The following is a 20,924-nucleotide window of genomic DNA, read 5'->3' as shown; positions in this document are numbered from 1 at the left end:
GCCATGACGACGCGATCGCACGCTCCCCAGCGTGCGGTCGCGGTCGCCATTCCCGTCAAGAACGAGGACGGCCATCTTCTGGCCTGCCTCCATGCGCTCGACAGGGCGGCTTGTCGTTACGCCGGTCGTGTCACGATCCTGGCGATGGCCAACGACTGTCACGATGGCAGTCTTGGCATTCTTCAAAACTGGCGACCGCGTCACGCGCTGCTCGACTGGCGGGCGGTCTCCATGCTCCCGGGCGCACGCCACGCAGGCTGGGCCCGGCGGCTGGCGCTCGATGCCGCCGCCGGCACGCTGGTCGACGACGGCGATCTGCTGCTCTCGACCGATGCGGACACCTATGTCGCGCCCGACTGGATTGCGCGGATCGCCGCGTATGTCGACGCCGGCTACGACGCCGTCGCGGGCCGCGCCCTTACTCTCCGCGAAGACCGCGCCGCGCTCGGGCTCACCGGCCGCTATCGCCTCAATCAGCTCGGCCGCTATTATACTGCCCTCGACTATCTCCGTGCGACCACCGAGGCCGAGGCGCACGACCCCTGGCCGCGCCATTTCTACGAAGGCGGCGCGAGCATCGCGCTGACGCTCGCGCTGTACCGCCGGATCGGGGGCGCCCCGACGCCGCAGGTCGCCGAGGACCGCGCACTGTTCGATCGCATCCGCGCGCATCGCGGTCGCGTCCGCCATCCGCTCGACGTCCGCGTGTTCACCTCGTGCCGGATCGAGGGCCGCGCGCCCGGCGGCATGGCCGACGCCGTCGCCGGCTGGATCACCCAACCCGCCGATGCGCCCCTGCACGAAGTCTATACCATGGCTGCCGCGTTATCGCCCGGCGACGCGCGGCCCGGCGACCAGATCAGCTTCCTGACGCTGCCCGCCGCGATCGCCGAGGCGAAGGCGGCGATCCGCCGCCTAAGCCAGCCGCCAGAGATCGAGCCGATACGCCTCATGCCGATCGCTGCGCTCGACGGTCACCCGGTCTTCGAGCGCAGCCCGGAGTTCGGCGACGGCATCGTCCCCGCTCTTGGGATAGTCGGTCTCGCCGATCCAGTGGACCAGAAGCACATGGCCGCCTGACCGGACCGCACCGCGCAGCCAGTCGCCGAGGCGGGCGATGTCGGCGCTGTCCCAGTAATAGACGACCTCCGACAGCAGCACGAGATCGAACATCCCGTCCGGGGCCTCGGCCGGCAGGCGCCGCTGCTCGACACGGATATGCGGCTGGTCCGCACAGCGCGCGCGCGCGGCCGCAAGCGCGGTCTCGGATACGTCCACCGCCAGCAGCGCGTCGCAGCGCGGCCCGAGCATTGCGGTCAGCACGCCGTTCGCACAGCCGACCTCGAGGACGCTCTCGAACCGCGAAGCCGGCAACGCGGCGAGCGTCTCACGGTATTTCGCTGCCTCGTAGGCGCTGGTCTCGAACTCCCAGGGATCGCCCTTGTCCTTGTACAGTGCCTCGAAATAGTCCGGGTCGATCGAGCGTTCACGACGCATTTGGCACCTCCAGCAACAGGGTGATCGGTCGGTCCGCGAGCCGCAGCATCGCGCGCGGCAAACGGAAATTCTCGCGCGCACCGGCGATCCGCCCGCCCAGCTGCGTGCGGTGGCAGCGGATCGCGCGGTGCTGTCGCGGCCGACCCGCCGCGGTTACCAGCGATCGCACCGCCATTCCCCGCACGCGGTCGGCAAGGTCGGGCAGCGTCCAGCCCCAGACGAGATACTGATAGAGCGGGATCCCGCACCGCGTCGCGACCGCCTGCGCGAGCATCGCCGCCGCCTCATGGTCGCAGTGCGGTTCGCCGCTCCACGTCACGGCCAGCCGCGTGACGCCATGCCGCCGGCACCACGCTGAGAGCCGCGCCACGCTGCGCCGGAACAGTAGGTCGCCGGGTGCGACCGGCGCGGCATCGGGCCAGCCGAGATGCAATGCGGGGCGCACACCGCCCAGCTGATGCAGGGCTGCCGCCGCCTCGCGCGCACGGACGCCCGCGATCCGCCGTGCGCTCCAGCCCGGCGCATCCGGGTGCGATCCTGCCCCGTCGGTCAGGAACGCGGTGTGTATCGGGCTCCCCGCCGCCGCGAGCGTCGCCATCAACGCACCGCACCCCAAACTCTCGTCGTCAGGATGCGGCGCGAGCACGAGCCAGGGGCCGCCGCGCGCCGCCTCGTGCACCGGGAGCGGCCGCGCTCGCCGGAGCAGCCGGCTCCAGGCGCGATGGCCCGGCGCTACCACCAGCGATCCTCGCCCCAATGATCCGCCTCGAGCCACGCCGCCGCCGCACGATCGCGCGCCTGGTCCGGCACCGGCTGGCGCAGATACAGCCCCAGATCACGCGTGATCCGGTCGATCCGGCTCGCCGCAAAGAACGATGCCGTGCCCACCGTTCGCGCCGCGGCCTCCATGACTTGCAGCCCCGCCTCCTCGACGATCCCGCGCGTCATCAGCACGAGCGGGATCGCGTCGTCGGCTTGCCGCTCCGCAGCGTGCGCCGCCTGTCGCACCCACAGCCCGGCGCTGCGCGTCGCCGACACGCACGCGCCGAAGCGCAGCCGCTGGATCGGATCCGTCCCCTTCCCGGTCTGCACCAGGTGGTCGCGCAGATGCCGCACCAACGCCTCGACCGCACCGAGCTGGACGGCCGTGAACCGCCAGGCGCCCGCACTGAACCGCGGCTCGCGCTCGTAATCGCCCGGCGCACCGATCGTCTCGGCGGCGCCGATCGGCATGCCCGAGAAATCGAACACCCCGCTCTGCGTCCCCCGCATCCCGCGAACCTGCCATGCGCTGTTGTCCGCACGCGCCGCCTGCCCCGCGATGTCGACAAGCACGAGCTGCTTGCCGCCGTCCCCGTCGCGCGCGGTCACGAGAATGCGGTCGAGATAGCCGGCGCCCGTCGCGAAACTCTTGACCCCGTCCAGCGTCCGACTCCCGTCACTGTCCTGCAGCGTCAGACCCGGCGAAGGTTCGGTGTTCCAGACCCCGAAGATCCGTCCCGCGGCAACGTCGCTCGCCAGGGTGGCGCGCTGTGCATCATCGCCATAGGTCGCGACCAGCTGCACCGCGTTGACATGGCCCTCATACACCCGCCCCAGGCTCAGGTCCGCGCCGCCCACCGCGCGCAGCACGTCGACCAAGGCGTCGGCACGCCCGTCCATCTCGACGAAAGCGGACGTCGCGCCCGCCGCATGCAACGCCGCGATGCGGGCCGCGGGGAAACCTTCGTCGCCGTTCGCACGGTCCCAGTCCGCGGCAAGGCGGCGGACGGCGTCAACGACGGAGGCGCTTGGAGAGATGGTCAGTGGTTCGGCCCTTCATGGACAATGTGACGGTACAACGCAGGCACGACGCGAGCGTTGCGGCAAACATCACCCGAATTGAGGTCGTTACCTATCGTTAATGCGCTGCCCATATTTCGCGAGTCCGCAACGAGGACACACGACCATGGCTCGCAGACAGGACATCTTCACGCTCGTCGGCAAGCGCATGGACGCGCCTTGCGCCACGCGCGGCAGCTATGAGGCCCCGCCGCTGGCCGACCTCGTCCGGCGTATCGATCGCGCGCTGCTGGAACGCCGCGCCGCCTAGTCCTCGTCGCGGCGTTCGGCCGAAGACGCCGCCCGCGCATAGGCCAGCGCCGCCTCGCGCTCGCGCGGCACCTTGAAGGCACGCGCGGGATCGGGCGCCCGGCCCAGCGCATGCAACACGGCCCACAGCGCGAACCGCCGCCCCGCCTCGCGCTCGGTCCCGAACGCGATCCCGATCCGGTCGACGCCCGCCTCGATCGCCCCGGCATCGAGCGTATCGAGCTCGACCGTCCCGAAATAATGATGAAGCAGCGCGTCGAGGTCCATCCCGCCCGCATGCCGCGCCGCCGCCACGCTGGCAAGGTTGCGATCCGCCGCCGCGCCTTCTAGATGCGGCGACAGGGAAGAGTGTCCGAGTGGTTTAAGGAACCGGTCTTGAAAACCGGCGAGGGTGCAAGCCCTCCGTGGGTTCGAATCCCACCTCTTCCGCCACCCCCTGTTTTCAAATTGATGCGCCGTCTTTCATCGCGCAGCAGGAATCCGGGCGATCACCTTGATTTCGAAGTCGAAGCCGGCGAGCCAGGTGACGCCGATCGCCGTCCACGCCGGATAGGGCGCTCGGTCGAAGACCTCTCCCTTCACGGTCATCACGGTGTCGAACTGTCGTTCGGGGTCGGTGTGGAACGTCGTGACGTCCAGAATGTCGTCAAACCCGCACCCTCCGGCCTGCAGCGTCGCTTTCAGATTGGCAAACGCCAGGCGAACCTGCGCTTCGAAATCGGGTTCGGGCGAACCGTCGGCGCGGCTTCCTACCTGGCCCGAGACGAAGAGCAGGGTGTCGGACCGGATTGCAGCCGAATAACCATGGGCTTCGTAAAGAGCGTGACGGCTGGCGGGGAACACGGCTTCGCGCTGGATCATGCTGGTGGTCCTTTGTGTATGAGGGGGAGGCGCCGTCCATCACAGTTGGATCGGTGCGGTGCAGACTATTTCGGATACGGCGCGTATGTTAAAGCAATCGCGTTCAGTTAGTCAATCTACATACGTTGCGTATACGAAAGGGCAGAGTTTGGCAGCACGGCGACGCGCGGAGACCATGGAGGAAAACCGGGTCAAACTGATCGGAGCAGCGCGCAGGGCATTCGCTGCCTCTGGGTTCGCGGGAGCGTCGATGGACGATCTGACCGCCGAGGTCGGTCTGACGCGGGGAGCACTCTACCATGGCTTTGGCGACAAGAAGGGCTTGCTGGCCGCGGTCGTTGCGGAGGTCGACAGCGAGATGGCGGAACGCGCGCAACACGCGGGGTCCGGTGCGGCGACCGACTGGGAGCGGCTGATCGCCGAGGGCGAGGCTTATATCGAGATGGCGCTCGATCCGGAGGTGCGACGCATCGTCCTGCTGGATGGCCCGGCCGTCCTCGGCGACCCCGCGACCTGGCCGAGCCAGAATGCCTGTCTCGACGTCACGAAGCAGGCGGTCACCAGGTTGATCGCCGACGGGATCATGCAGCCGGTCGATGTCGACGCCGCGTCCCGACTTTTGAGTGGCGCCGCGTTCAATGCCGCGCTGTGGGTTTCCGCCAGCGATACGCCGCGGACGGCCCTGCCAAAGGCGATCGCAGCGTTCCGGCTAATGGCCGAAGGTTTCCTGGTCAGACGGAGTTAGCGCGACACTGCTTTGAGCGCGTCCGCCATCGCAAGGCAGATCGCGCTGCATGCGACGGCGGCGGACGGGTCCGGGCACCGATGCCGTGGGAAGCCCGACCTATCGTCTCCGATGGATCGCCACCGCCGACCAAACCGGCTAGCGGGCTGAAATGATCACCGACTGGCATTTCTACGCGCTCGCCATTCCAGCCGTGATCCTGCTCGGCCTGGCCAAGGGCGGGTTCGCGGGCATGGGGGCGCTGTCGCTGCCGCTGCTAGCGTTTGCCGTGGACCCGGTTCGCGCGGCGGCGATCACGCTGCCGTTGCTGATCGTGCAGGACGTCGTCGGGGTCTGGGCGTTCCGGCGGACGGTGGACTGGCGGCTGCTTGGCTGGATGCTGCCCGGCGCCGCCGTCGGTATCGGCCTTGGCTATGTCTTCGCGGCGAGCGTCTCGCCGCGCGCGGTGATGGCGGCGGTCGGTGGGATTTCCGCGCTGTTCGGCGCCTATCGGCTCTGGGCCGCGCGGCATCCGAGCCCGCAGGCGGCGGCGCTGTGGCCCGACTGGATCGGCGCGCTGTTCGGCGTCGCGTCCGGGTTCACGAGCCAGATCGCCCATGCCGGCCAGCCGCCGTTCCAGCTCTGGGTGCTGCCGCGCAGGCTGCCGCGCGACCTGCTCGTCGGCACGACCGCGATCTTCTTCGCCGCGGTCAACTGGATCAAGGTGCCGGCCTATCTCGCGCTCGGTCAGTTCACCCGCGCGAACCTGCTCGTGTCAGCGACGTTGTTGCCGCTCGCGCTGGCCTCGACGGTGGCAGGCGTGGCGCTGGTCCGGCGCGTGTCGCCCGAGCGGTTCTTCACCGCAATCTACGTGCTGATGATCGTCGTCGGGATCGCGCTGCTCTGGGAAGCTCTGGCCTAGGCCTGCGTCCGGGCGGGGCGTCAGTCGATAGTCGTATCCGGAAGCGCATCGACGGTCCGCGCACTCAGCACGGCCTCGATCGAATCGATGCAATCGCTCAGCTTGGCGCCGAGCAGCGGATCGTCGCCCTCGTCGGCGAGTCGCAGGGCCTCCTCGATCAGGAACACCATCGATCGGAGCCGCGCGACAGTCTGCGCTTCGCTTTGCATCACCATCCTCATTATCGTCTTGCCCGGTGATACACCGACTGCCCCGATTTTTGAAGCGGCAAACGTTCCCGCGCCCCGCGACAAACTAAACTTGCCGCGGGCCAAGGCGGTGCGACTTGGCAAGGTCGCGCCGCGCGTGGCAGTGGCGGGGGCTGTTTTCTTCGAGGCTTCATGACCGATCTCGCCATCCTCTTCGAACACCCCGCCTGGTTCGTGCCGTTGTTCGCCGCGCTCGACCGTCGCGGCGTCGACTATGCGCGCGTGCGACCGGACGGCCACTGGAACCCGGCCGACCGCACGCCGCCCGCCCCGGTCGTCTTCAACCGCATCGCGATGTCGAGCTTCCTGCGCGCGGACGAGCACCCGATCTTCCACGCGCAGGCGCTGCTCGATCACTGGCAGCGTGCGGGCGCCCGCGTCGTCAACGGCGCCGACACGCTCGCGATAGACGCGTCGAAGGCACGGCAATTGTCGCTGATCGCGTCGCTCGGCCTCGCCATCCCCGAAACGCGCGTCGTCCACCGCGCCGCCGATGTCGTCCCCGCCGCGCAGACGCTCGGCTTCCCGCTGGTCGTGAAGGCCAATATCGGCGGGTCCGGCGCGGGGATCATCAAGTTCGACAGCCTTGACGAGTTGCGCGCCGCGGTCGCCGACGGCGGACTGCCGAGCAGCGTCGACGGCGTCCTACTGGTGCAGGAGTATGTCCCCGTCCGCGGCGGCGCGATCACGCGGATCGAGACGCTCGACCGGCGCTATCTCTACGCGATCGACGTCGCCGGCGGCGGCGCGTTCGACCTTTGCCCGGCGGACGCATGCGTGGTCCCGGGGTCCGGGATCAAGATGGCCGCAGTCGAACCCACCGCCGAGTTGCGCTCCGCTGCGGAAGCGATCGCCCGCGCGGTAGGCCTCGACGTCGGCGGGGTCGAAGTGATGATCGACGACCGCGACGGCGTTGCGCGCTTCTACGACATCAACGCGCTGTCGAACTTCGTCGCCAAACCGCTGGACGTGCTCGGCTGGGACCCGCACGACCGGCTCGTCGATTACCTGGTCGACGAAATCGAGAAGGCCCGCTGATGCGCTACGGATACTGGACCCCCGTCTTCGGCGGCTGGCTGCGCAACGTCCCCGACGAGGGGATGGAGGCGAGTTGGGCCTATACCAAAAAGCTGACGCAGGACGCCGAGCGCTGGGGCTATGACCTGACGCTCATTGCCGAGCTCAACCTCAACGACATCAAGGGCGTCGAGCAGCCTGCGCTCGATGCCTGGTCGACCGCTGCCGCGCTTGCCGCCGTCACCGACAGCGTCGAGCTGATGGTCGCGGTCCGCCCGAACTTCCACCACCCCGCGCTGTTCGCCAAGGCGGCGGCGAACATCGACCGGATCTCGAACGGCCGGCTCGCGCTCAACGTCGTGTCGTCCTGGTGGGCGGACGAAGCGAAGCAGTATGGCCTGCAGTTCGACCAGCATGACGACCGCTATGCGCGCACCGCCGAATGGCTGACCGTCGTCGACGGCCTGTGGACGCAGGAGCGGTTCAGCTTCGCCGGCGATTTCTACACCACCGACAACGCGATCTGCGCGCCGAAACCCGCCAAGCGCCCGACCGTCTATGCCGGCGGCGAAAGCGAGAAGGCCAAGGCGATGATCGCCGCGCAGTGCGACGCTTATGTCATGCACGGCGACCCCGCCGCCGCGATCGCGCCGAAGGTCGCCGACATGGCCGCACGCCGCGAGGCAGCGGGCGGCGCGCCGATGCAATACGGCATGGCCGCCTATGCGATCGTGCGCGACAGCGAGGCCGAGGCGAAGCGCGAACTCGACCGCATCACCACGGTCGCCGAGCTTCCCGCAGGCTACGCCAATTTCGACCAGTGGCTGTCGGGCACGCAACTCGAGCGCGAGATGAAGCTCCAGGAATATTCGGTCTCCAACCGCGGCCTGCGCCCGAACCTGGTCGGCACGCCCGAACAGCTGAAGGAGCGCATCGAGGAATATGCGGCCGCCGGCGTCGACCTGCTGTTGCTCCAGATGAGCCCGCAGGCCGAAGAGATGGAGCGGTTCGCGGCGCAGGTCATGGGGACCGCATGATCCGTCTCGTCGATATCGAGAAACGCTATGCCGGGACAGGCGGCGCGGCGCTGGCGGGCGTATCGCTGGAGGTCGTCCGCGGCGAGGTGTTCGGCGTGATCGGCCAGTCGGGCGCAGGCAAGTCGACGCTGATCCGCCTGATCAACGCGCTCGAACGCCCGACCGCCGGCCGCGTCGAGGTCGATGGGATCGACGTCGCGAGCCTCGCGCCTGCGGCGTTGCGCGTGCTGCGTCGGCGGATCGGGATGATCTTCCAGAATTTCGGGCTGCTCTCGTCGCGGACGGTCGCGGCAAACGTTGCCTTTCCGTTGAAGCTCGCCAACATGCCGCGCGCCGATCGCGACGCGAAGGTCGCGACGTTGCTCGACCGCGTCGGGCTGACGGCCCATGCGGACAAATACCCTGCCCAGCTGTCGGGCGGGCAGAAACAGCGCGTCGGCATCGCCCGCGCGCTCGCCACCGATCCCGACATCCTGCTGTGCGACGAGGCGACCAGCGCGCTCGATCCCGAGACCACGCGCCAGGTGCTCGCACTGCTGCGCGACCTCAACCGCGACCTCGGGCTGACGATCGTGCTGATCACGCACGAGATGGACGTCGTGCGCGCGTCTTGCGACCGCGTCGCAGTGCTCGAGCAAGGCCGCGTCGTCGAGACGGGGACGGTCGCCGATATCTTTGACGATCCGAAGCATGCGGCGACCAGAAAGATGCTGAAATCCCTCTCCCTTTGGGAGAGGGACGGAGCCGTGCGCAGCACGGCGGAAGGGTGAGGACAGTGACGGACCTGCCCTCACCCATCGCCGCCTTCGGCGTCTCATCCCTCTCCCGCAGGGAGAGGGATTTATGAACAACATCGACTGGAGCGATATCGGCCAGGCGTGCCTCGACACGCTCGTCATGCTCGGCGGATCGCTGGTCTTGACGATCCTGCTCGGCCTGCCACTCGGCGTCCTCCTCTACCTCACCGGCGAAGGCCGGCTGAGCGAAAGCCGCATCGCCAACGGTGCGCTCGGGATCGTCGTCAACATCCTGCGCTCGATCCCGTTCATCATCCTGCTGATCATCATGATCCCGCTGACCGTGATGCTGGTCGGCACCTCGCTCGGCGTCGCCGGCGCGATTCCGCCGCTCGTCGTCGGCGCCGCACCCTTCTATGCGCGCCTCGTCGAGGGCTCGCTCAAGGAGGTCGACCGCACCACGATCGAGGCGGTGCAGGCGATGGGCGCGACCACCCGGCGCATCGTCACCGGCGCGCTGATTCCCGAAGCACTGCCCGGGCTGATCGCGGGCGCCACCGTCACTGCGGTCGCGCTCGTGTCGTTCACCGCGATGGCGGGCGTGGTCGGTGCGGGCGGGCTGGGTGATCTCGCGATCCGTTTCGGCTATCAGCGGTTCCAGACCGACGTCATGGTCGTCACCGTGGTGCTGCTGGTCCTGCTGGTGCAGGCGATCCAGTTCACCGGCGACCGGCTCGTCCGCCACTTCACCCGACGCTAGGAATAAAAATGCACCGCCGCACCCTGATCGCCGCGCTTTCGCTGACCGCCCTCGCCGCCTGCTCGGGCGCGAAGACCGATGACGGCAAGACGCTGACCATCGCCGCCACTGCCGTGCCGCATGCGGAAATCCTCGAAGCGATCAAGCCCGCGCTCGCCAAGGAGGGCGTCGACCTCAAGATCCGCGTCTTCAACGATTACGTGCAGCCCAACCTGCAGGTCGAGCAGAAGCAGATCGACGTCAGCTATTTCGAGACCAAGCCCTATCTCGACGAGTTCAACGCGTCGCGCGGCACGCATCTCGTCCCCTATGCCGGCATCCATGTCGAGCCGCTCGGCGCCTATTCGCGCAAGTGGAAGAGCCTTGCCGAGATACCGCAGGGCGCGACGGTCGCGATCCCCAACGAGCCGAGCAACGGCGGCCGCGCGCTGCTGCTGCTGCAGAAGGCCGGGCTCATTCACCTGAAGGTGCCGACCAACCCGCTGTCGACGCTGCGCGACATCGTCGCCAATCCGAAGACCCTCAAGTTCCGCGAGCTCGAGGGCGCCACCCTGCCCCGCACCTTGGGCGAGGTCGATCTCGCGCTGATCAACACCAACTACGCGCTCGACGCGAAGCTCAACCCGGTCCGCGACGCGCTCGCGATCGAGGACAAGAACAGCCCGTACGTCAACTTCGTCGTCGGCCTGCCGGGCGGCGAGAAGGACCCGCGCGTCGTGAAGCTCATCGCCGCGCTGCGCAGCCCGGCGACCAAGACGTTCATCGAGACCACCTACAAGGGCGCCGTACTACCGGCGTTCTGAGCCCCAACGGCACCCCACCCACTCCGTCACCCTGAACTTGTTTCAGGGTCCACCGCTCCCCAACCGCCACCGCCCGTGGCGCGGTGGATGCTGAACCAAGTTCAGCATGACGGGGGACGAGGCGCTGCGCCGCCGCCGCGCCCACTCCGTCACCCTGAACTCGTTTCAGGGTCCACCGCTCCCCAACCGCCAACGCTCGTGGCCCGGTGGATGCTGAACCAAGTTCAGCATGACGGGGAGGCTAGACCGCGTAAACCCGCGACGCCCTGACCCGCACCGCCGTGTCGTCCCCCACGTGCGGCACGGCCTGCCCCTCGCGCAGGTCGATCTCCACCGGCCGCGGATCGTCGCGCGTCGTCGCCTCGACCCGCCAGCCGCCGCCGCGCGGACGAACCGCATCGATCCGCACTGCCAGCGTGCCCTCGCCTGGTTCGGCCATCTCGGCCTGATGCGGCCGGAAATGCAGTTCGCCATCGCCGGAAACGCCGCCAGCGTCCGCCGCCAGCGCCATCCCCGCATAGGCGACACGCCCGCCCGACACCGCCACCGGCAACCGATTGGTCTCGCCCACGAACTGCGACACGAACGCCGTCGCCGGCGAATCATACACCTCGGCCGGGGTCCCGACCTGTTCGATCTTCCCCTGGCTCATCACCACGACCCGGTCGGCCAGCTCGAGCGCTTCCTCCTGGTCGTGCGTCACGATCACCGAGGTCAGCCCCATCGTCTCGTGCAACTGCCGCAGCCACCGCCGCAGATCCTTGCGCACCTGTGCGTCGAGCGCGCCGAACGGCTCGTCGAGCAGCAGCAATTGCGGCTCGACCGCCAGCGCGCGCGCCAGCGCCACGCGCTGCCGCTGCCCGCCCGACAGCTGCGCCGGATAGCGTGCGGCGATCTCGGGCAGCTGGATCAGGTCGAGCAGCTCGGTCACGCGCCTGGCGATATCCGCCTTGCCCGGTCGGTCACGCCGCTTTCGCACCGTCAGCCCGAACGCGATATTGTCCGCCACCGTCATGTGGCGGAACAGCGCATAGTTCTGGAACACGAACCCGATCCGCCGCTCGGCCGCCGGCGTCTCGGTCATGTCAGCCCCGTCGAACAGCACGCGCCCCGAGTCCGGAAAATCTAGCCCCGCGATCATCCGCAGCAACGTCGTCTTGCCCGATCCCGACGGCCCGAGCAGCGCGAGGAACTCCTTCGGCCGTGCCTCCAGGCTGACACCCTTCAGTGCGGCGAAGCCCGAGAAGCGCTTCGACAGGTCTTCGACGACGATACTCAATGCGCACTCCTGGCTTGGTGGTGCCCGAAGCGCCATTCGAGGATGCTCTTCAATACCAGCGTCACGAGCGCAAGCGAGGCGAGCAGAGAGGCGACCGCGAAGGCGCCAACGAAATCATATTCATTGTACAATATCTCGACATGCAACGGCATTGTGTTGGTCAGCCCGCGGATATGCCCGGACACCACCGATACCGCGCCGAACTCGCCCATCGCGCGGGCGTTGCACAGCAGCACGCCGTACAGCAGTCCCCAGCGGATATTGGGCAGGGTCACCCGCCGGAACACCTGCCAGCCCGACGCGCCGAGCGACACCGCCGCCTCCTCGTCGTCGCGGCCCTGTTCGGTCATCAGCGGGATGAGTTCGCGTGCGACGAAGGGGAAGGTCACGAATACTGTGGCGAGCACGATCCCCGGCACCGCGAAGATCAGCCTGACGTCATGCTCGATCAGCCACGGCCCGAACCATCCCTGCGCCCCGAACAGCAGCACGAAGATCAGCCCCGACACCACGGGCGACACCGAGAAGGGCAGGTCGATCAGCGAGATCAGCAGGCTCTTGCCGCGAAAGTCGAACTTGGTGATCGCCCAGGATGCGACCACCCCGAATACGCAGTTGAGCGGCACCGAGATCGCGGCGACCAGCAGCGTCAGCCGGATCGCGGCCAGCGCATCGGGCTCGACGATCGCCGCGGCGAACGCGCCCCACCCCTTCGAGAAGGCCTGCACGAACACGACGAGCAGCGGCAGCACGAGGAACAACGCCAGGAACACCAGCCCGACGCCGATCAACACCCGCCGCGCCAACGCGCCCTCGCCCTTGGCGGACCGCCGCGTCACCGCGTGCCCCGCTTGGCGCGCCACGCCTGCAGCACGTTGACGAGCAACAGCATCGAGAAGGACGCGACCAGCATCACGCACGCGATCGCGGTGGCGCCGGGATAGTCGAACTGCTCGAGCTGCGTCGCGATCAGCAACGGCGCGATCTCGGTCCGATAGGGCATGTTGCCCGATATGAAGATCACCGACCCATATTCGCCGACCCCGCGCGCGAAGGCGAGCGCGAACCCGGTCAGCAACGCCGGCGCGATCGCCGGGAAGATCACCCGCGAAAAGGTCTGCCACCGCGTCGCGCCAAGCGTCGCCGCCGCCTCCTCGACGTCGCCGCCGAGGTCGGCGAGCACCGGCTGCACCGTCCGCACGATGAACGGCAATCCGATGAACACCAAGGCGATCACGACGCCGAGCGACGTATAGGCGACCTTGATCCCCAGCGGCACGAGCAGCGATCCGATCCAGCCATTGTTCGCATAGAGCGACACCAGCGCGATCCCCGCGACCGCGGTCGGCAGCGCGAACGGCAGGTCGACGACCGCGTCCACCAGCTTCTTGCCCGGAAATTCATAGCGCGCGAGGATCCACGCGATCAGCAGCCCGAACACGGCATTGATCGCCGCCGCCGCCGCCGCCGCGCCGAAACTCAGCCGGTATGCTGCCATCGCGCGTGGCGACAGCCCGACCGCGACGAACCCGTCCCAGCCCAGCCCCGCCGCGCGCAGGAAGATCGTCGTCAGTGGGATCAGCACGATCAACCCCAGCCAGACGAGCGTGATCCCGAAGGTCAGCCCGAAACCGGGAATCACCGACGCCCCGCGCCAACGGCTCGCAGCCGCCGCCTTACCCACGGGTCAGCGCTTCGGCCCGGCGTAGATCGTGTCGAACACGCCGCCATCGTCGAAGAACCGCTTCTGCGCCGCCGCCCAGCCCCCGAAATCGCGGATCGTCAGCGTCTCGACCTTCGGGAAGACGGCGGCATAGCCAGCGAGCACGCCGGCATCGCGCGGGCGATAATAATTCTTGGCAGCGATGTCCTGACCCTCGGGCGTGTAGAGGAACTTCAGATACGCTTCGGCGACCTTTTCGGTCCCGTGCTTCTTCGCGTTCGCGTCGACCACCGCGACCGACGGCTCGGCCAGCACCGACACCGACGGCACGACGATGTCGAACTTGCCCTTGCCGAGCTCCTTCTCCGACAGCAGCGCCTCGTTCTCCCACGCGATCAGCACGTCGCCGAGCCCGCGCTCGGTGAACGTCGTCGTCGCCCCGCGCGCACCCGAATCGAGCACCGGGACATGCTGGAACAGCTTCGTCACATAGGCCTGCGCCGCCGCGTCCGATCCGCCGCCCGCCTTCTTGCCATAGCCCCAGGCGGCGAGGAAATTCCACCGTGCGCCGCCGCTCGTCTTGGGGTTGGGCGTGATCACCTGCACACCCGGCTTCACCAGGTCGGCCCAGTCGCGAATGCCCTTGGGATTGCCCTTGCGGACCAGCAGCACGATCGTCGACGTATAGGGCGCGCTGTTGTCGGGCAGCCGCGTCTCCCAGGTCGCCGGCAACAGCTTCGCCCGCTGCGCGATCGCGTCGACGTCATAGGCGAGCGCCAGCGTCACCACGTCCGCACCCAGCCCGTCGATGACCGCGCGCGACTGTTTGCCCGAGCCGCCATGGCTCATCTTGAAGGTGACCGCCTGGCCCGTCTTCTTCTGCCAGTCGGCCGCGAACGCGGCGTTGACCTGCTTGTACAGCTCGCGCGTCGGGTCGTACGAGACGTTCAGCAGTTCGACCGACTTGCCGTCCTTGCTGCCACCCGACGGCGACGAGCAGCCCGAGACCACGCCCGATGCTGCGATGACGAGCGCGAGTGCGACCCCTGCCGTCCGATTTCCGTAGCCCATGCCGATCTCCAAATTGCCGCGCGAGCATATTCCCAGCGCCGATATAGGGAATATCGCTAATGGTGAAGCGACCGAAAGATCAGCTTTGTTGCCGCCGATCGCGGCGGTTGGCGTTTCCGGCCCCGTGCGGGTATCGCAGGCAAGCCCCGGTCGCGACCGCCGACCGGGCAGGAGAACCGCCGTGCACACCGTCAGCCCCGCGCTCCGTATACCGCCCATCATCGTCCGCCGCTGACCACGGCCCCCGCGATCATGGACCCCGATTACCAGCTGTTCGCGACCATCGTCGCCGCCGGCAGCCTCTCCGCCGCCGGCCGCACGCTCGGCATGTCGCCGACGATGGTATCGAAGCGGCTGGCGCGGCTGGAGGCGCGGCTCGGTACCCGGCTGGTGCACCGCACCACGCGGCGGCTGTCGCTGACCGGCGCGGGCATCGGCTTCCATGCCGACGTGCTCGCCATCCTCGCCGCGATCGAGGCGGCCGAGCGTGCGGTCACGGGTCGGCAGGATGTAGTGCGCGGCCCTTTGCGCGTCTCGGCGCCGACTGCGTTTGGCCGCCTGTACGTCGCGCCGCACCTCAAGGGGTTCGTCGACCGCTATCCGCAGATCGACCTTCGGCTCGATCTCTCTGATGCGTTCAGCGACCTGCTGTCGGACCGCGTCGACCTCGCGATCCGCATTGCGCCGGCGATCGGCGCCGGGCTGACCGGGCACCGGCTCGCGAGCAGCCGCCGCGTCCTGTGCGCTGCGCCGGCCTATCTGGCGCAGGCCGGCACCCCTCTCAATATCGCCGGGCTGGACGAGCACCGCCTCCTTGCCTCCGACGGCCAGATGCCGTGGCGGCTCGACGGTCCGCACGGCCCCATAGTCGTCGACCACCCTTCCCATGTCGCGACCAACTCCGGCGAGGTCGTCCGCGAACTGGCGCTGTCGGGTGTCGGCATCGCGCTGCGTTCGCTCTGGGAGGTCGGCCGCGACATCGCCGCAGGCCGACTGGCGCGCGTGCTGCCCGACCATGAAGGCTCGATCGATGTCGGCATCTACGCGGTCCACCCGGCGACACCGCTCGTTCCCCGCGGCGTCGCGGTCCTGATCGACTATCTGACCGATCTGTACCGCATTCCCCCCTGGGCCGCATAAAGCGCTGGAAATCACGCGTGCGGCAGGGGATGCAGCGCGATGGCCTTTACCGATATCGCAACGCGGACGTACAATCACGGGTGGCGGCTCGACCCGATCGTCCGCAGCCTGCTGGACACCGATTTCTACAAGCTGCTGATGCTCCAGCTGATCTACCGGCTCCATCCGGACACGCAGGTCAGCTTCGCGCTGATCAACCGCAGCCGCTCCGTCCGCCTCGCCGACACGATCGACGAGGCCGAACTGCGCGCGCAGCTCGATCATACCCGTACGCTGCGCTTCGCCAAGAAAGAGCTGATCTGGCTGGCAGGCAACAGCTTCTATGGCGAGGCACGGATGTTCGCGCCCGACTTCCTCGCCTGGCTCGCCGATTTCCGCCTGCCGGACTACGAGCTGCGTACCGTCGATGGCCAGTTCGAGCTGCGCTTCGACGGCCCCTGGACGCACACGACGATGTGGGAAATCCCCGCGCTCGCGATCGTCAACGAGCTGCGCGCACGCGCTGCGATGCGCGATCATGGCCGGTTCGCGCTCGACATCCTCTACGCCCGCGCGAAGGCCCGGCTGTGGGACAAGGTCGAGCGGTTGCGCGCGCTCCCCGACCTCGTCATCTCAGACTTCGGCACCCGGCGGCGCCACGGCTTCCTCTGGCAGCGCTGGTGCGTCGAGGCGATGAAGGAGGGTTTGGGCGACCGCTTCATCGGCACGTCGAACGTGCTGCTCGCGATGGACGCCGACCTGGAGGCGATCGGCACCAACGCCCACGAACTGCCGATGGTCGCCGCCGCGCTGAGCGATACGGACGAAGAGCTCGCCACCGCGCCGTACCGGGTGCTCGAGGACTGGCGCGCCTCCTATCACGGCAATCTCCTGATCGCCTTGCCCGACGCGTTCGGCACCGCGGCGTTCCTCGCGCAGGCGCCCGACTGGGTCGCGGACTGGACCGGCTTCCGCCCCGACAGCTTGCCGCCGATCGAGGGCGGGGAGCAGATCATCCGCTGGTGGCAGGACAAGGGCCGCGACCCGAAGACCAAGCGGCTGATCTTCTCCGACGGCATGGACGTGGAGTCGATCGAGGCGACCTATCGCCATTTCCATGGCCGCGTCCGCACCAGCTTCGGCTGGGGGACCAATCTCACCAACGATTTCCGCGGCTGTGATCCCAATGGCGGCCCCAATGGCGAGGACGCGCTCGCGCCGATCTCGCTGGTCTGCAAGGTCGTCGCCGCGAACGGCCGACCGGCGGTCAAACTGTCCGACAATCCCGCCAAGGCGACCGGCGATCCGGCCGAGATCGACCGTTATCTCCGCGTCTTCGGCAATGCCGGACGCGCGCCGCAGCCCGTCAACGTCTGACCGCGCGCTCCGGTATCAGCGGAGCTGGCTGTCCTTGCTCCCGCGCCGGTTGAAGCCTGCATTGGCCGGGCGCCGATCGCGTGACGACTGGCACGCGACACAGGTCCGCGCGCCGGGCAGGGCAAGCCGCCGCGCTTCCGGGATGGCATCGCCACACTCCAGGCAGTGCGTCTCGCTCTCGCCCGCGGGCAGTCGCGCCCGCGCGCTCATCACCGCATCCATGATCGTATCGTCGATCTGGTCCTGTACCGCTCCATCCGGAGCCCAACCGCTTGCCATCTCCGCGCTCCGCTGATTTGTCCAAGACTTAGATGGTGTTCCGGCCGGTCTTTTCCAGGTCGTGAGCGCTGTGACCATAAGCGAATGCCGCCTTCACGAACCGCACCGTGGCGTCCGGAACGGTGATCGGAAGCATATGCCCCCCCTCGATCGTGTCGATCTTCGCACCCGGGATCGTCGCCGCGGTGCGATGGCCGTGCAGCCCGGGATCGAGGATGGCGTCCTGCCGGCCGAACAGGATGCTTGTCGGCACGCGCAGTTCGGGATAGCGCGGCACCATCTGCCGCAGGTCGCGGTTCGCGCCGAACAGCTCGGCGGACGCGGTCGCGATCGCCGCGGGTCGCTGTGACAGCAGCCCACCGCCGCGGATTCCGAAATCCTCGGGCGGGATCTCGGGCGCGAACACCATCCCCAGGGTATGGCGTGCCGTCAGCTTGCTGAGCGGGGTTCCGATGGTCTGCGCGAAGACCAGTCTCGCCGATTGCGGGACCATGGCGAGCCCGCGAAAACTGTCGGGCACCGTGTCCTGCATCTGCGTCAGCGGCGCGATCAGCCCGAGCCCGCGGATCAGTTCGGGGTGGTCGAGCGCCAGTGCCAGCCCGACCGCGCCGCCCATCGAATGCCCCACCAGCAACGGCCGGTCGAGCCCCAGCGTCGTGATCAGCGCGGCGATCATCTTCCCTTGCGCGATCAGCCCCGGCGTCGTCCCCGGATCGGCGGTCGAATAGCCCGAGCCGGGCCGGTCGACCAGGATGACGCGGTGGTCCGCGGTCAACCGTTCGAGCATCGCATAGCTGAAGTTGCGCAACTGCCCGGCCAGCCCGTGGACCATCACGATCGCGGGGCCCTGCCCCTGATCGATATAATGCAGCCGCGCGCCGGCGACGTCCAAGAACTGCCCCTCGGCCGGCACCAGCGCCTCGGCCTCGCGCGCGACATGGTTCGCGTACAAGGCAAGCCCCAGTCCCGACGCGGCGGTCACCAATGCGCCGCCAATCCAACCTCGTTTCATGCTTCGTCCCTGAAAACTTGATCCCCTGCCAACGCACGAACCCGCGTTCGAGCCCAGCCTAGACCCGGCGGCTCGTCATCAGCGGCTGGATCCGAGTCCCGAACGCCTCCACCCCTTCGAGGAAATCGTCGAAGGTCAGCAACACGCCGCCGGTATTGGGCACCGCCGCCATCTCGTCGAGCATCCGCGCGACGCTTTCGTACGATCCGACCAATGTGCCCATGTTGATGTTCACCGCCCCCTCGGGCGCCGCGAGCTGGCGGACGTTGGTGTCAGCGTTGTGCGTGTCCTTCGCGCCCTGGTCCGCGAGCCAGGAAATCGCATCGATATCGACGCCGGCGTTATAGTTTTTCCACTTGGCCATCGCCTCCTCGTCGGTCTCCGCGGCGATGATCATGACCAGCACGAAGATCGACACGTCGCGCCCGGTCTTCGCGGTCGCGGCGGCAAGGCGGTCGTTGTTCGACGAGAACGCCGTCGGGGTGTTCACCCCCTTGCCGAGGCAGAAGGCATAGTCCGCCCATTTCGCCGAGAAGGCGAGGCCCTCCTCGGACGACCCCGCGCAGATGATCTTCATGTCGCCGGCGGGCTTGGGCCACACGCGGCAGTCGGTCATAGCGTAATAGTCGCCCTTGAAGTCCGAACTCCCCTCGTCCCACAGCTCGCGCAGGATGTGCGCATACTCGTCCAACATCTTGTATCGGTTCTTGAAATGCTCGTCGCCCGGCCACGCGCCCATCTGCGTATATTCGGGCGGCTGCCAGCCGGTGATCAGGTTCAGCCCGAACCGCCCATGGCTGATCGAATCGATCGTGTTGCACATCCGAGCCGCATAGGCGGGCGGGATCAGCAGCGTCGCACAGGTCGCGAAGATCTTGATCCGCTCGGTGACCGCGGCGAGCCCCGCCATCAGCGTGAAGCTCTCCAGCCCGTATTCCCAGAACTCGGTCTTGCCGCCGAACCCGCGCAGCTTGATCATCGACAGCAGGAAGTCGAGGCCGTGCTCCTCCGCCTTCTGCGCGATCGCCTTGTTGAGGTCGAAGCTCGGCTTGTACTGCGGCGCGGTCTCGCTGATCAGCCAGCCATTGTTGTTGATGGGTATGAAGACGCCGACCTGCATGGTTATTCCCCCTCGCCTGCGTCGAGCCAGTCGAGCAGCCACATGTTGAAATGCTCCGCGCGGGTGACGTTGCAGGCGTGACCGCCCGACGCCATCCGCGCGAGTTGCGCGGCGTGGATGCCGGCGGCCAGACGCTCCGACGCGGACGGCGGCACCAGCATGTCGTCGTCGGACGCGACGAGCAGAGTCGGCACACGGATCTCGTCGAGCCGCCCGGCGATGTTGAACCGGCGGACCGCGGCGACGCGGCGCTGGACCATCTCTGCGCCGGGGAAATGCGCCAGATGCACCTCCTCCTCCGCCTGCAGCGCGTCGTGATGGTCCGATATCCATTGCGGCGGATAGAGGAACAGCGGCTGCGCGTGCAGATAGGCGCGCGGCCCGCTGTCGCGCAGCAGCGCGAGGCGCGTGTCGAAGCAGCGCGCGGTATGCGGGTCGAGCTTCGCCCAGCCGTTGATCACGACCAGCCGCTCGAGCCGCTCGGGCGCGCTGAGCGCCAGCGCGAGGCCGACATGCCCGCCGAGCGCATGGCCGATGAACGTGACACGGTCGATCCCGAGTCCGTCGAGCAGCGTCACGACATCGGCTGCCATCGCCTCGACGGTCAGGTCGCCGGGCACGATCCGCTCGGACCGCCCGGTGCCGCGATGGTCGTAGGTGATGACCCGGTGCCGCTTGCCGAGTGCCGCAAGGTTCGGGTTCCAATAGGCGCCGGCACCGCCCAGCCCGCTCGACAACAGGATCGCCGGACCGTCCGCCCGACCATGCTCCTCCCAGTGCAGTCCGGCGATCGTCGGCATCAGTCGAGATGCGCGATGCTGGCGATTTCGACCAAGCAGTCCGGCTTCACCAGCTCGGTCTTGATGCAGTAGCGCGCGGGCTTCTGTCCGGCGAAATACTCCGCATATACAGCGTTGAACGCGGCATAGTCGGCAAGGTCCTTGAGGAAGATGTGATTGAACGCGACGTCCGCGAGCGTCGCGCCCGCCGCCTCGAGCGTGACCTTGATGACGTCGAGCACATGCCGCGTCTGCGCCGCCGCATCGCCGACATGCAGCACGACCCCGCCCTCCCCGAGCGCCAGCACGCCCGAGACGTAGACCGTGTTGCCGGCCTTCGCCCCGGCCGAATAGGGCGCGATCGGGGTCGGGAACTGGGCTGGATTGATGGCTTCGAAGGGCATGACGATATCCTTGTTCGCGTTTAACCTCACCGTTCGCCCTGAGCGAAGTCGAAGGGCATCGATCGGGGCAGTGCTTCGACTTCGCTCAGCACGAACGGAAGCAGGAAGAGCGTTGCAACGGTGG

General features: G+C 68.0%; 25 protein-coding genes, 1 tRNA gene and 1 pseudogene. 12 read left to right on the top strand and 15 right to left on the bottom strand.

Going from position 1 to position 20,924, the window contains the following annotated elements; all coding sequences use genetic code 11:
* Positions 1-3 precede the first annotated feature (3 nt).
* Positions 4-432 (top strand): annotated as a pseudogene (locus FSB78_RS19760) (glycosyltransferase); the annotation flags it as partial.
* Positions 433-915: 483 nt separating this feature from the next.
* Here the strand turns inward: FSB78_RS19760 and FSB78_RS05155 are convergent.
* From FSB78_RS05155 to FSB78_RS05145, 3 genes are read right to left on the bottom strand one after another with little or no spacing between them, the layout of a single operon-like run.
* The gene (locus FSB78_RS05155; protein WP_147080547.1) at positions 916-1,497 is read right to left on the bottom strand and encodes an SAM-dependent methyltransferase; all 582 of its coding nucleotides are present in this window, start codon (positions 1,495-1,497) and stop codon (positions 916-918) included.
* Positions 1,487-2,236 carry a PIG-L deacetylase family protein gene (locus tag FSB78_RS05150; RefSeq protein WP_242008037.1) on the bottom strand — a complete coding sequence of 250 codons (750 nt, stop codon included), beginning with the start codon at positions 2,234-2,236 and terminating at the stop codon, positions 1,487-1,489. The genes FSB78_RS05155 and FSB78_RS05150 overlap by 11 nt, the downstream gene beginning before the upstream one ends.
* A complete protein-coding gene (locus FSB78_RS05145) occupies positions 2,230-3,195 on the bottom strand; it encodes an acyl-CoA dehydrogenase family protein (RefSeq protein ID WP_147080542.1) in 966 nt (321 codons plus the stop codon). The genes FSB78_RS05150 and FSB78_RS05145 overlap by 7 nt, the downstream gene beginning before the upstream one ends.
* Positions 3,196-3,445: 250 nt before the next feature.
* Here FSB78_RS05145 and FSB78_RS19085 point away from each other — a divergent pair, with 250 nt between their 5' ends.
* Positions 3,446-3,589, top strand: coding sequence for a hypothetical protein (locus tag FSB78_RS19085; protein ID WP_158637970.1), 144 nt, complete (start codon positions 3,446-3,448; stop codon positions 3,587-3,589).
* Here the strand turns inward: FSB78_RS19085 and FSB78_RS05140 are convergent.
* Positions 3,586-3,882, bottom strand: coding sequence for a hypothetical protein (locus FSB78_RS05140; RefSeq protein WP_242008036.1), 297 nt, complete (start codon positions 3,880-3,882; stop codon positions 3,586-3,588). The two genes, FSB78_RS19085 and FSB78_RS05140, sit on opposite strands and share 4 nt — an antisense overlap.
* A gap of 48 nt (positions 3,883-3,930) precedes the next feature.
* On the opposite strand from FSB78_RS05140, the gene FSB78_RS05135 reads away from it, so the two are divergent.
* Positions 3,931-4,020 (top strand) — tRNA-Ser (locus FSB78_RS05135).
* Between the two features lie 30 nt (positions 4,021-4,050).
* Here FSB78_RS05135 and FSB78_RS05130 read toward each other — a convergent pair.
* Positions 4,051-4,449 carry a RidA family protein gene (locus FSB78_RS05130; protein WP_147080540.1) on the bottom strand — a complete coding sequence of 133 codons (399 nt, stop codon included), beginning with the start codon at positions 4,447-4,449 and terminating at the stop codon, positions 4,051-4,053.
* Positions 4,450-4,534: 85 nt separating this feature from the next.
* Here FSB78_RS05130 and FSB78_RS05125 point away from each other — a divergent pair, with 85 nt between their 5' ends.
* A complete protein-coding gene (locus FSB78_RS05125) occupies positions 4,535-5,194 on the top strand; it encodes a TetR/AcrR family transcriptional regulator (protein WP_422396674.1) in 660 nt (219 codons plus the stop codon).
* A gap of 151 nt (positions 5,195-5,345) precedes the next feature.
* Positions 5,346-6,095, top strand: coding sequence for a sulfite exporter TauE/SafE family protein (locus FSB78_RS05120; protein WP_147080538.1), 750 nt, complete (start codon positions 5,346-5,348; stop codon positions 6,093-6,095).
* A gap of 20 nt (positions 6,096-6,115) precedes the next feature.
* On the opposite strand, the gene FSB78_RS05115 is transcribed toward FSB78_RS05120, so the two are convergent.
* Positions 6,116-6,505 carry a hypothetical protein gene (locus tag FSB78_RS05115; protein WP_147080536.1) on the bottom strand — a complete coding sequence of 130 codons (390 nt, stop codon included), beginning with the start codon at positions 6,503-6,505 and terminating at the stop codon, positions 6,116-6,118.
* Between FSB78_RS05115 and FSB78_RS05110 the strand changes: the two genes are divergently transcribed.
* From FSB78_RS05110 to FSB78_RS05090, 5 genes are all read left to right on the top strand, one after another.
* Positions 6,476-7,381 (top strand): ATP-grasp domain-containing protein, encoded by a 906-nt coding sequence (locus FSB78_RS05110; RefSeq protein ID WP_147080534.1) that lies wholly within the window; start codon positions 6,476-6,478, stop codon positions 7,379-7,381. The genes FSB78_RS05115 and FSB78_RS05110 overlap by 30 nt on opposite strands.
* Positions 7,381-8,397 (top strand): LLM class flavin-dependent oxidoreductase, encoded by a 1,017-nt coding sequence (locus FSB78_RS05105; RefSeq protein ID WP_147080532.1) that lies wholly within the window; start codon positions 7,381-7,383, stop codon positions 8,395-8,397. Before FSB78_RS05110 ends, FSB78_RS05105 begins: the two co-directional genes overlap by 1 nt.
* Positions 8,394-9,167, top strand: a complete 774-nt coding sequence (locus tag FSB78_RS05100) for a methionine ABC transporter ATP-binding protein (RefSeq protein WP_147080530.1) — start codon at positions 8,394-8,396, stop codon at positions 9,165-9,167. The genes FSB78_RS05105 and FSB78_RS05100 overlap by 4 nt, the downstream gene beginning before the upstream one ends.
* A gap of 73 nt (positions 9,168-9,240) precedes the next feature.
* Positions 9,241-9,894 (top strand): methionine ABC transporter permease, encoded by a 654-nt coding sequence (locus FSB78_RS05095; protein WP_147080528.1) that lies wholly within the window; start codon positions 9,241-9,243, stop codon positions 9,892-9,894.
* Between the two features lie 8 nt (positions 9,895-9,902).
* Positions 9,903-10,697: a MetQ/NlpA family ABC transporter substrate-binding protein gene (locus tag FSB78_RS05090; protein WP_147080525.1), complete on the top strand. Its 795-nt coding sequence runs from the start codon at positions 9,903-9,905 to the stop codon at positions 10,695-10,697.
* A gap of 241 nt (positions 10,698-10,938) precedes the next feature.
* Here FSB78_RS05090 and FSB78_RS05085 read toward each other — a convergent pair whose 3' ends face one another.
* Genes FSB78_RS05085 through FSB78_RS05070 form a run of 4 tightly spaced genes read right to left on the bottom strand, consistent with a single transcriptional unit; the run spans position 10,939 to position 14,710 of the window.
* Positions 10,939-11,976, bottom strand: coding sequence for a sulfate/molybdate ABC transporter ATP-binding protein (locus FSB78_RS05085; protein ID WP_242008032.1), 1,038 nt, complete (start codon positions 11,974-11,976; stop codon positions 10,939-10,941).
* Positions 11,973-12,839 (bottom strand): sulfate ABC transporter permease subunit CysW, encoded by an 867-nt coding sequence (gene cysW, locus FSB78_RS05080; protein WP_147080521.1) that lies wholly within the window; start codon positions 12,837-12,839, stop codon positions 11,973-11,975. The genes FSB78_RS05085 and cysW overlap by 4 nt, the downstream gene beginning before the upstream one ends.
* Positions 12,812-13,660 (bottom strand): sulfate ABC transporter permease subunit CysT, encoded by an 849-nt coding sequence (gene cysT, locus FSB78_RS05075; protein ID WP_147080519.1) that lies wholly within the window; start codon positions 13,658-13,660, stop codon positions 12,812-12,814. The genes cysW and cysT overlap by 28 nt, the downstream gene beginning before the upstream one ends.
* A 3-nt stretch (positions 13,661-13,663) precedes the next feature.
* On the bottom strand, positions 13,664-14,710 hold the full coding sequence (locus tag FSB78_RS05070) for a sulfate ABC transporter substrate-binding protein (protein WP_147080517.1): 1,047 nt from the start codon (positions 14,708-14,710) through the stop codon (positions 13,664-13,666).
* Between the two features lie 252 nt (positions 14,711-14,962).
* Here FSB78_RS05070 and FSB78_RS05065 point away from each other — a divergent pair, with 252 nt between their 5' ends.
* Together FSB78_RS05065 and pncB are read left to right on the top strand one after the other, a co-directional pair.
* The gene (locus FSB78_RS05065) at positions 14,963-15,850 is read left to right on the top strand and encodes a LysR family transcriptional regulator (protein ID WP_147080515.1); all 888 of its coding nucleotides are present in this window, start codon (positions 14,963-14,965) and stop codon (positions 15,848-15,850) included.
* A gap of 39 nt (positions 15,851-15,889) precedes the next feature.
* Positions 15,890-17,206 carry a nicotinate phosphoribosyltransferase gene (gene pncB / locus FSB78_RS05060; protein ID WP_147080514.1) on the top strand — a complete coding sequence of 439 codons (1,317 nt, stop codon included), beginning with the start codon at positions 15,890-15,892 and terminating at the stop codon, positions 17,204-17,206.
* Between the two features lie 15 nt (positions 17,207-17,221).
* On the opposite strand, the gene FSB78_RS05055 is transcribed toward pncB, so the two are convergent.
* From FSB78_RS05055 to rutC, 5 genes are read right to left on the bottom strand one after another with little or no spacing between them, the layout of a single operon-like run.
* Positions 17,222-17,485 (bottom strand): DksA/TraR family C4-type zinc finger protein, encoded by a 264-nt coding sequence (locus FSB78_RS05055; RefSeq protein WP_147080512.1) that lies wholly within the window; start codon positions 17,483-17,485, stop codon positions 17,222-17,224.
* Positions 17,486-17,513: 28 nt separating this feature from the next.
* Entirely contained in the window at positions 17,514-18,497 is a 984-nt protein-coding gene (locus tag FSB78_RS05050; protein WP_147080510.1) for an alpha/beta fold hydrolase, read from the bottom strand.
* Between the two features lie 58 nt (positions 18,498-18,555).
* Positions 18,556-19,617, bottom strand: a complete 1,062-nt coding sequence (rutA, locus tag FSB78_RS05045; RefSeq protein ID WP_147080508.1) for a pyrimidine utilization protein A — start codon at positions 19,615-19,617, stop codon at positions 18,556-18,558.
* 2 nt (positions 19,618-19,619) lie between these two features.
* Entirely contained in the window at positions 19,620-20,417 is a 798-nt protein-coding gene (gene rutD / locus FSB78_RS05040) for a pyrimidine utilization protein D (RefSeq protein ID WP_147080506.1), read from the bottom strand.
* A complete protein-coding gene (gene rutC / locus FSB78_RS05035) occupies positions 20,417-20,800 on the bottom strand; it encodes a pyrimidine utilization protein C (RefSeq protein WP_147080504.1) in 384 nt (127 codons plus the stop codon). The genes rutD and rutC overlap by 1 nt, the downstream gene beginning before the upstream one ends.
* Positions 20,801-20,924 lie beyond the last annotated feature (124 nt).

Source organism: Sphingomonas ginsenosidivorax, assembly GCF_007995065.1.
GTDB classification, from domain to species: Bacteria; Pseudomonadota; Alphaproteobacteria; order Sphingomonadales; family Sphingomonadaceae; genus Sphingomonas; species Sphingomonas ginsenosidivorax.
The sequence above is the reverse complement of the archived record's forward strand: the minus strand, read 5'-3'. Positions and strand labels throughout refer to the sequence as shown.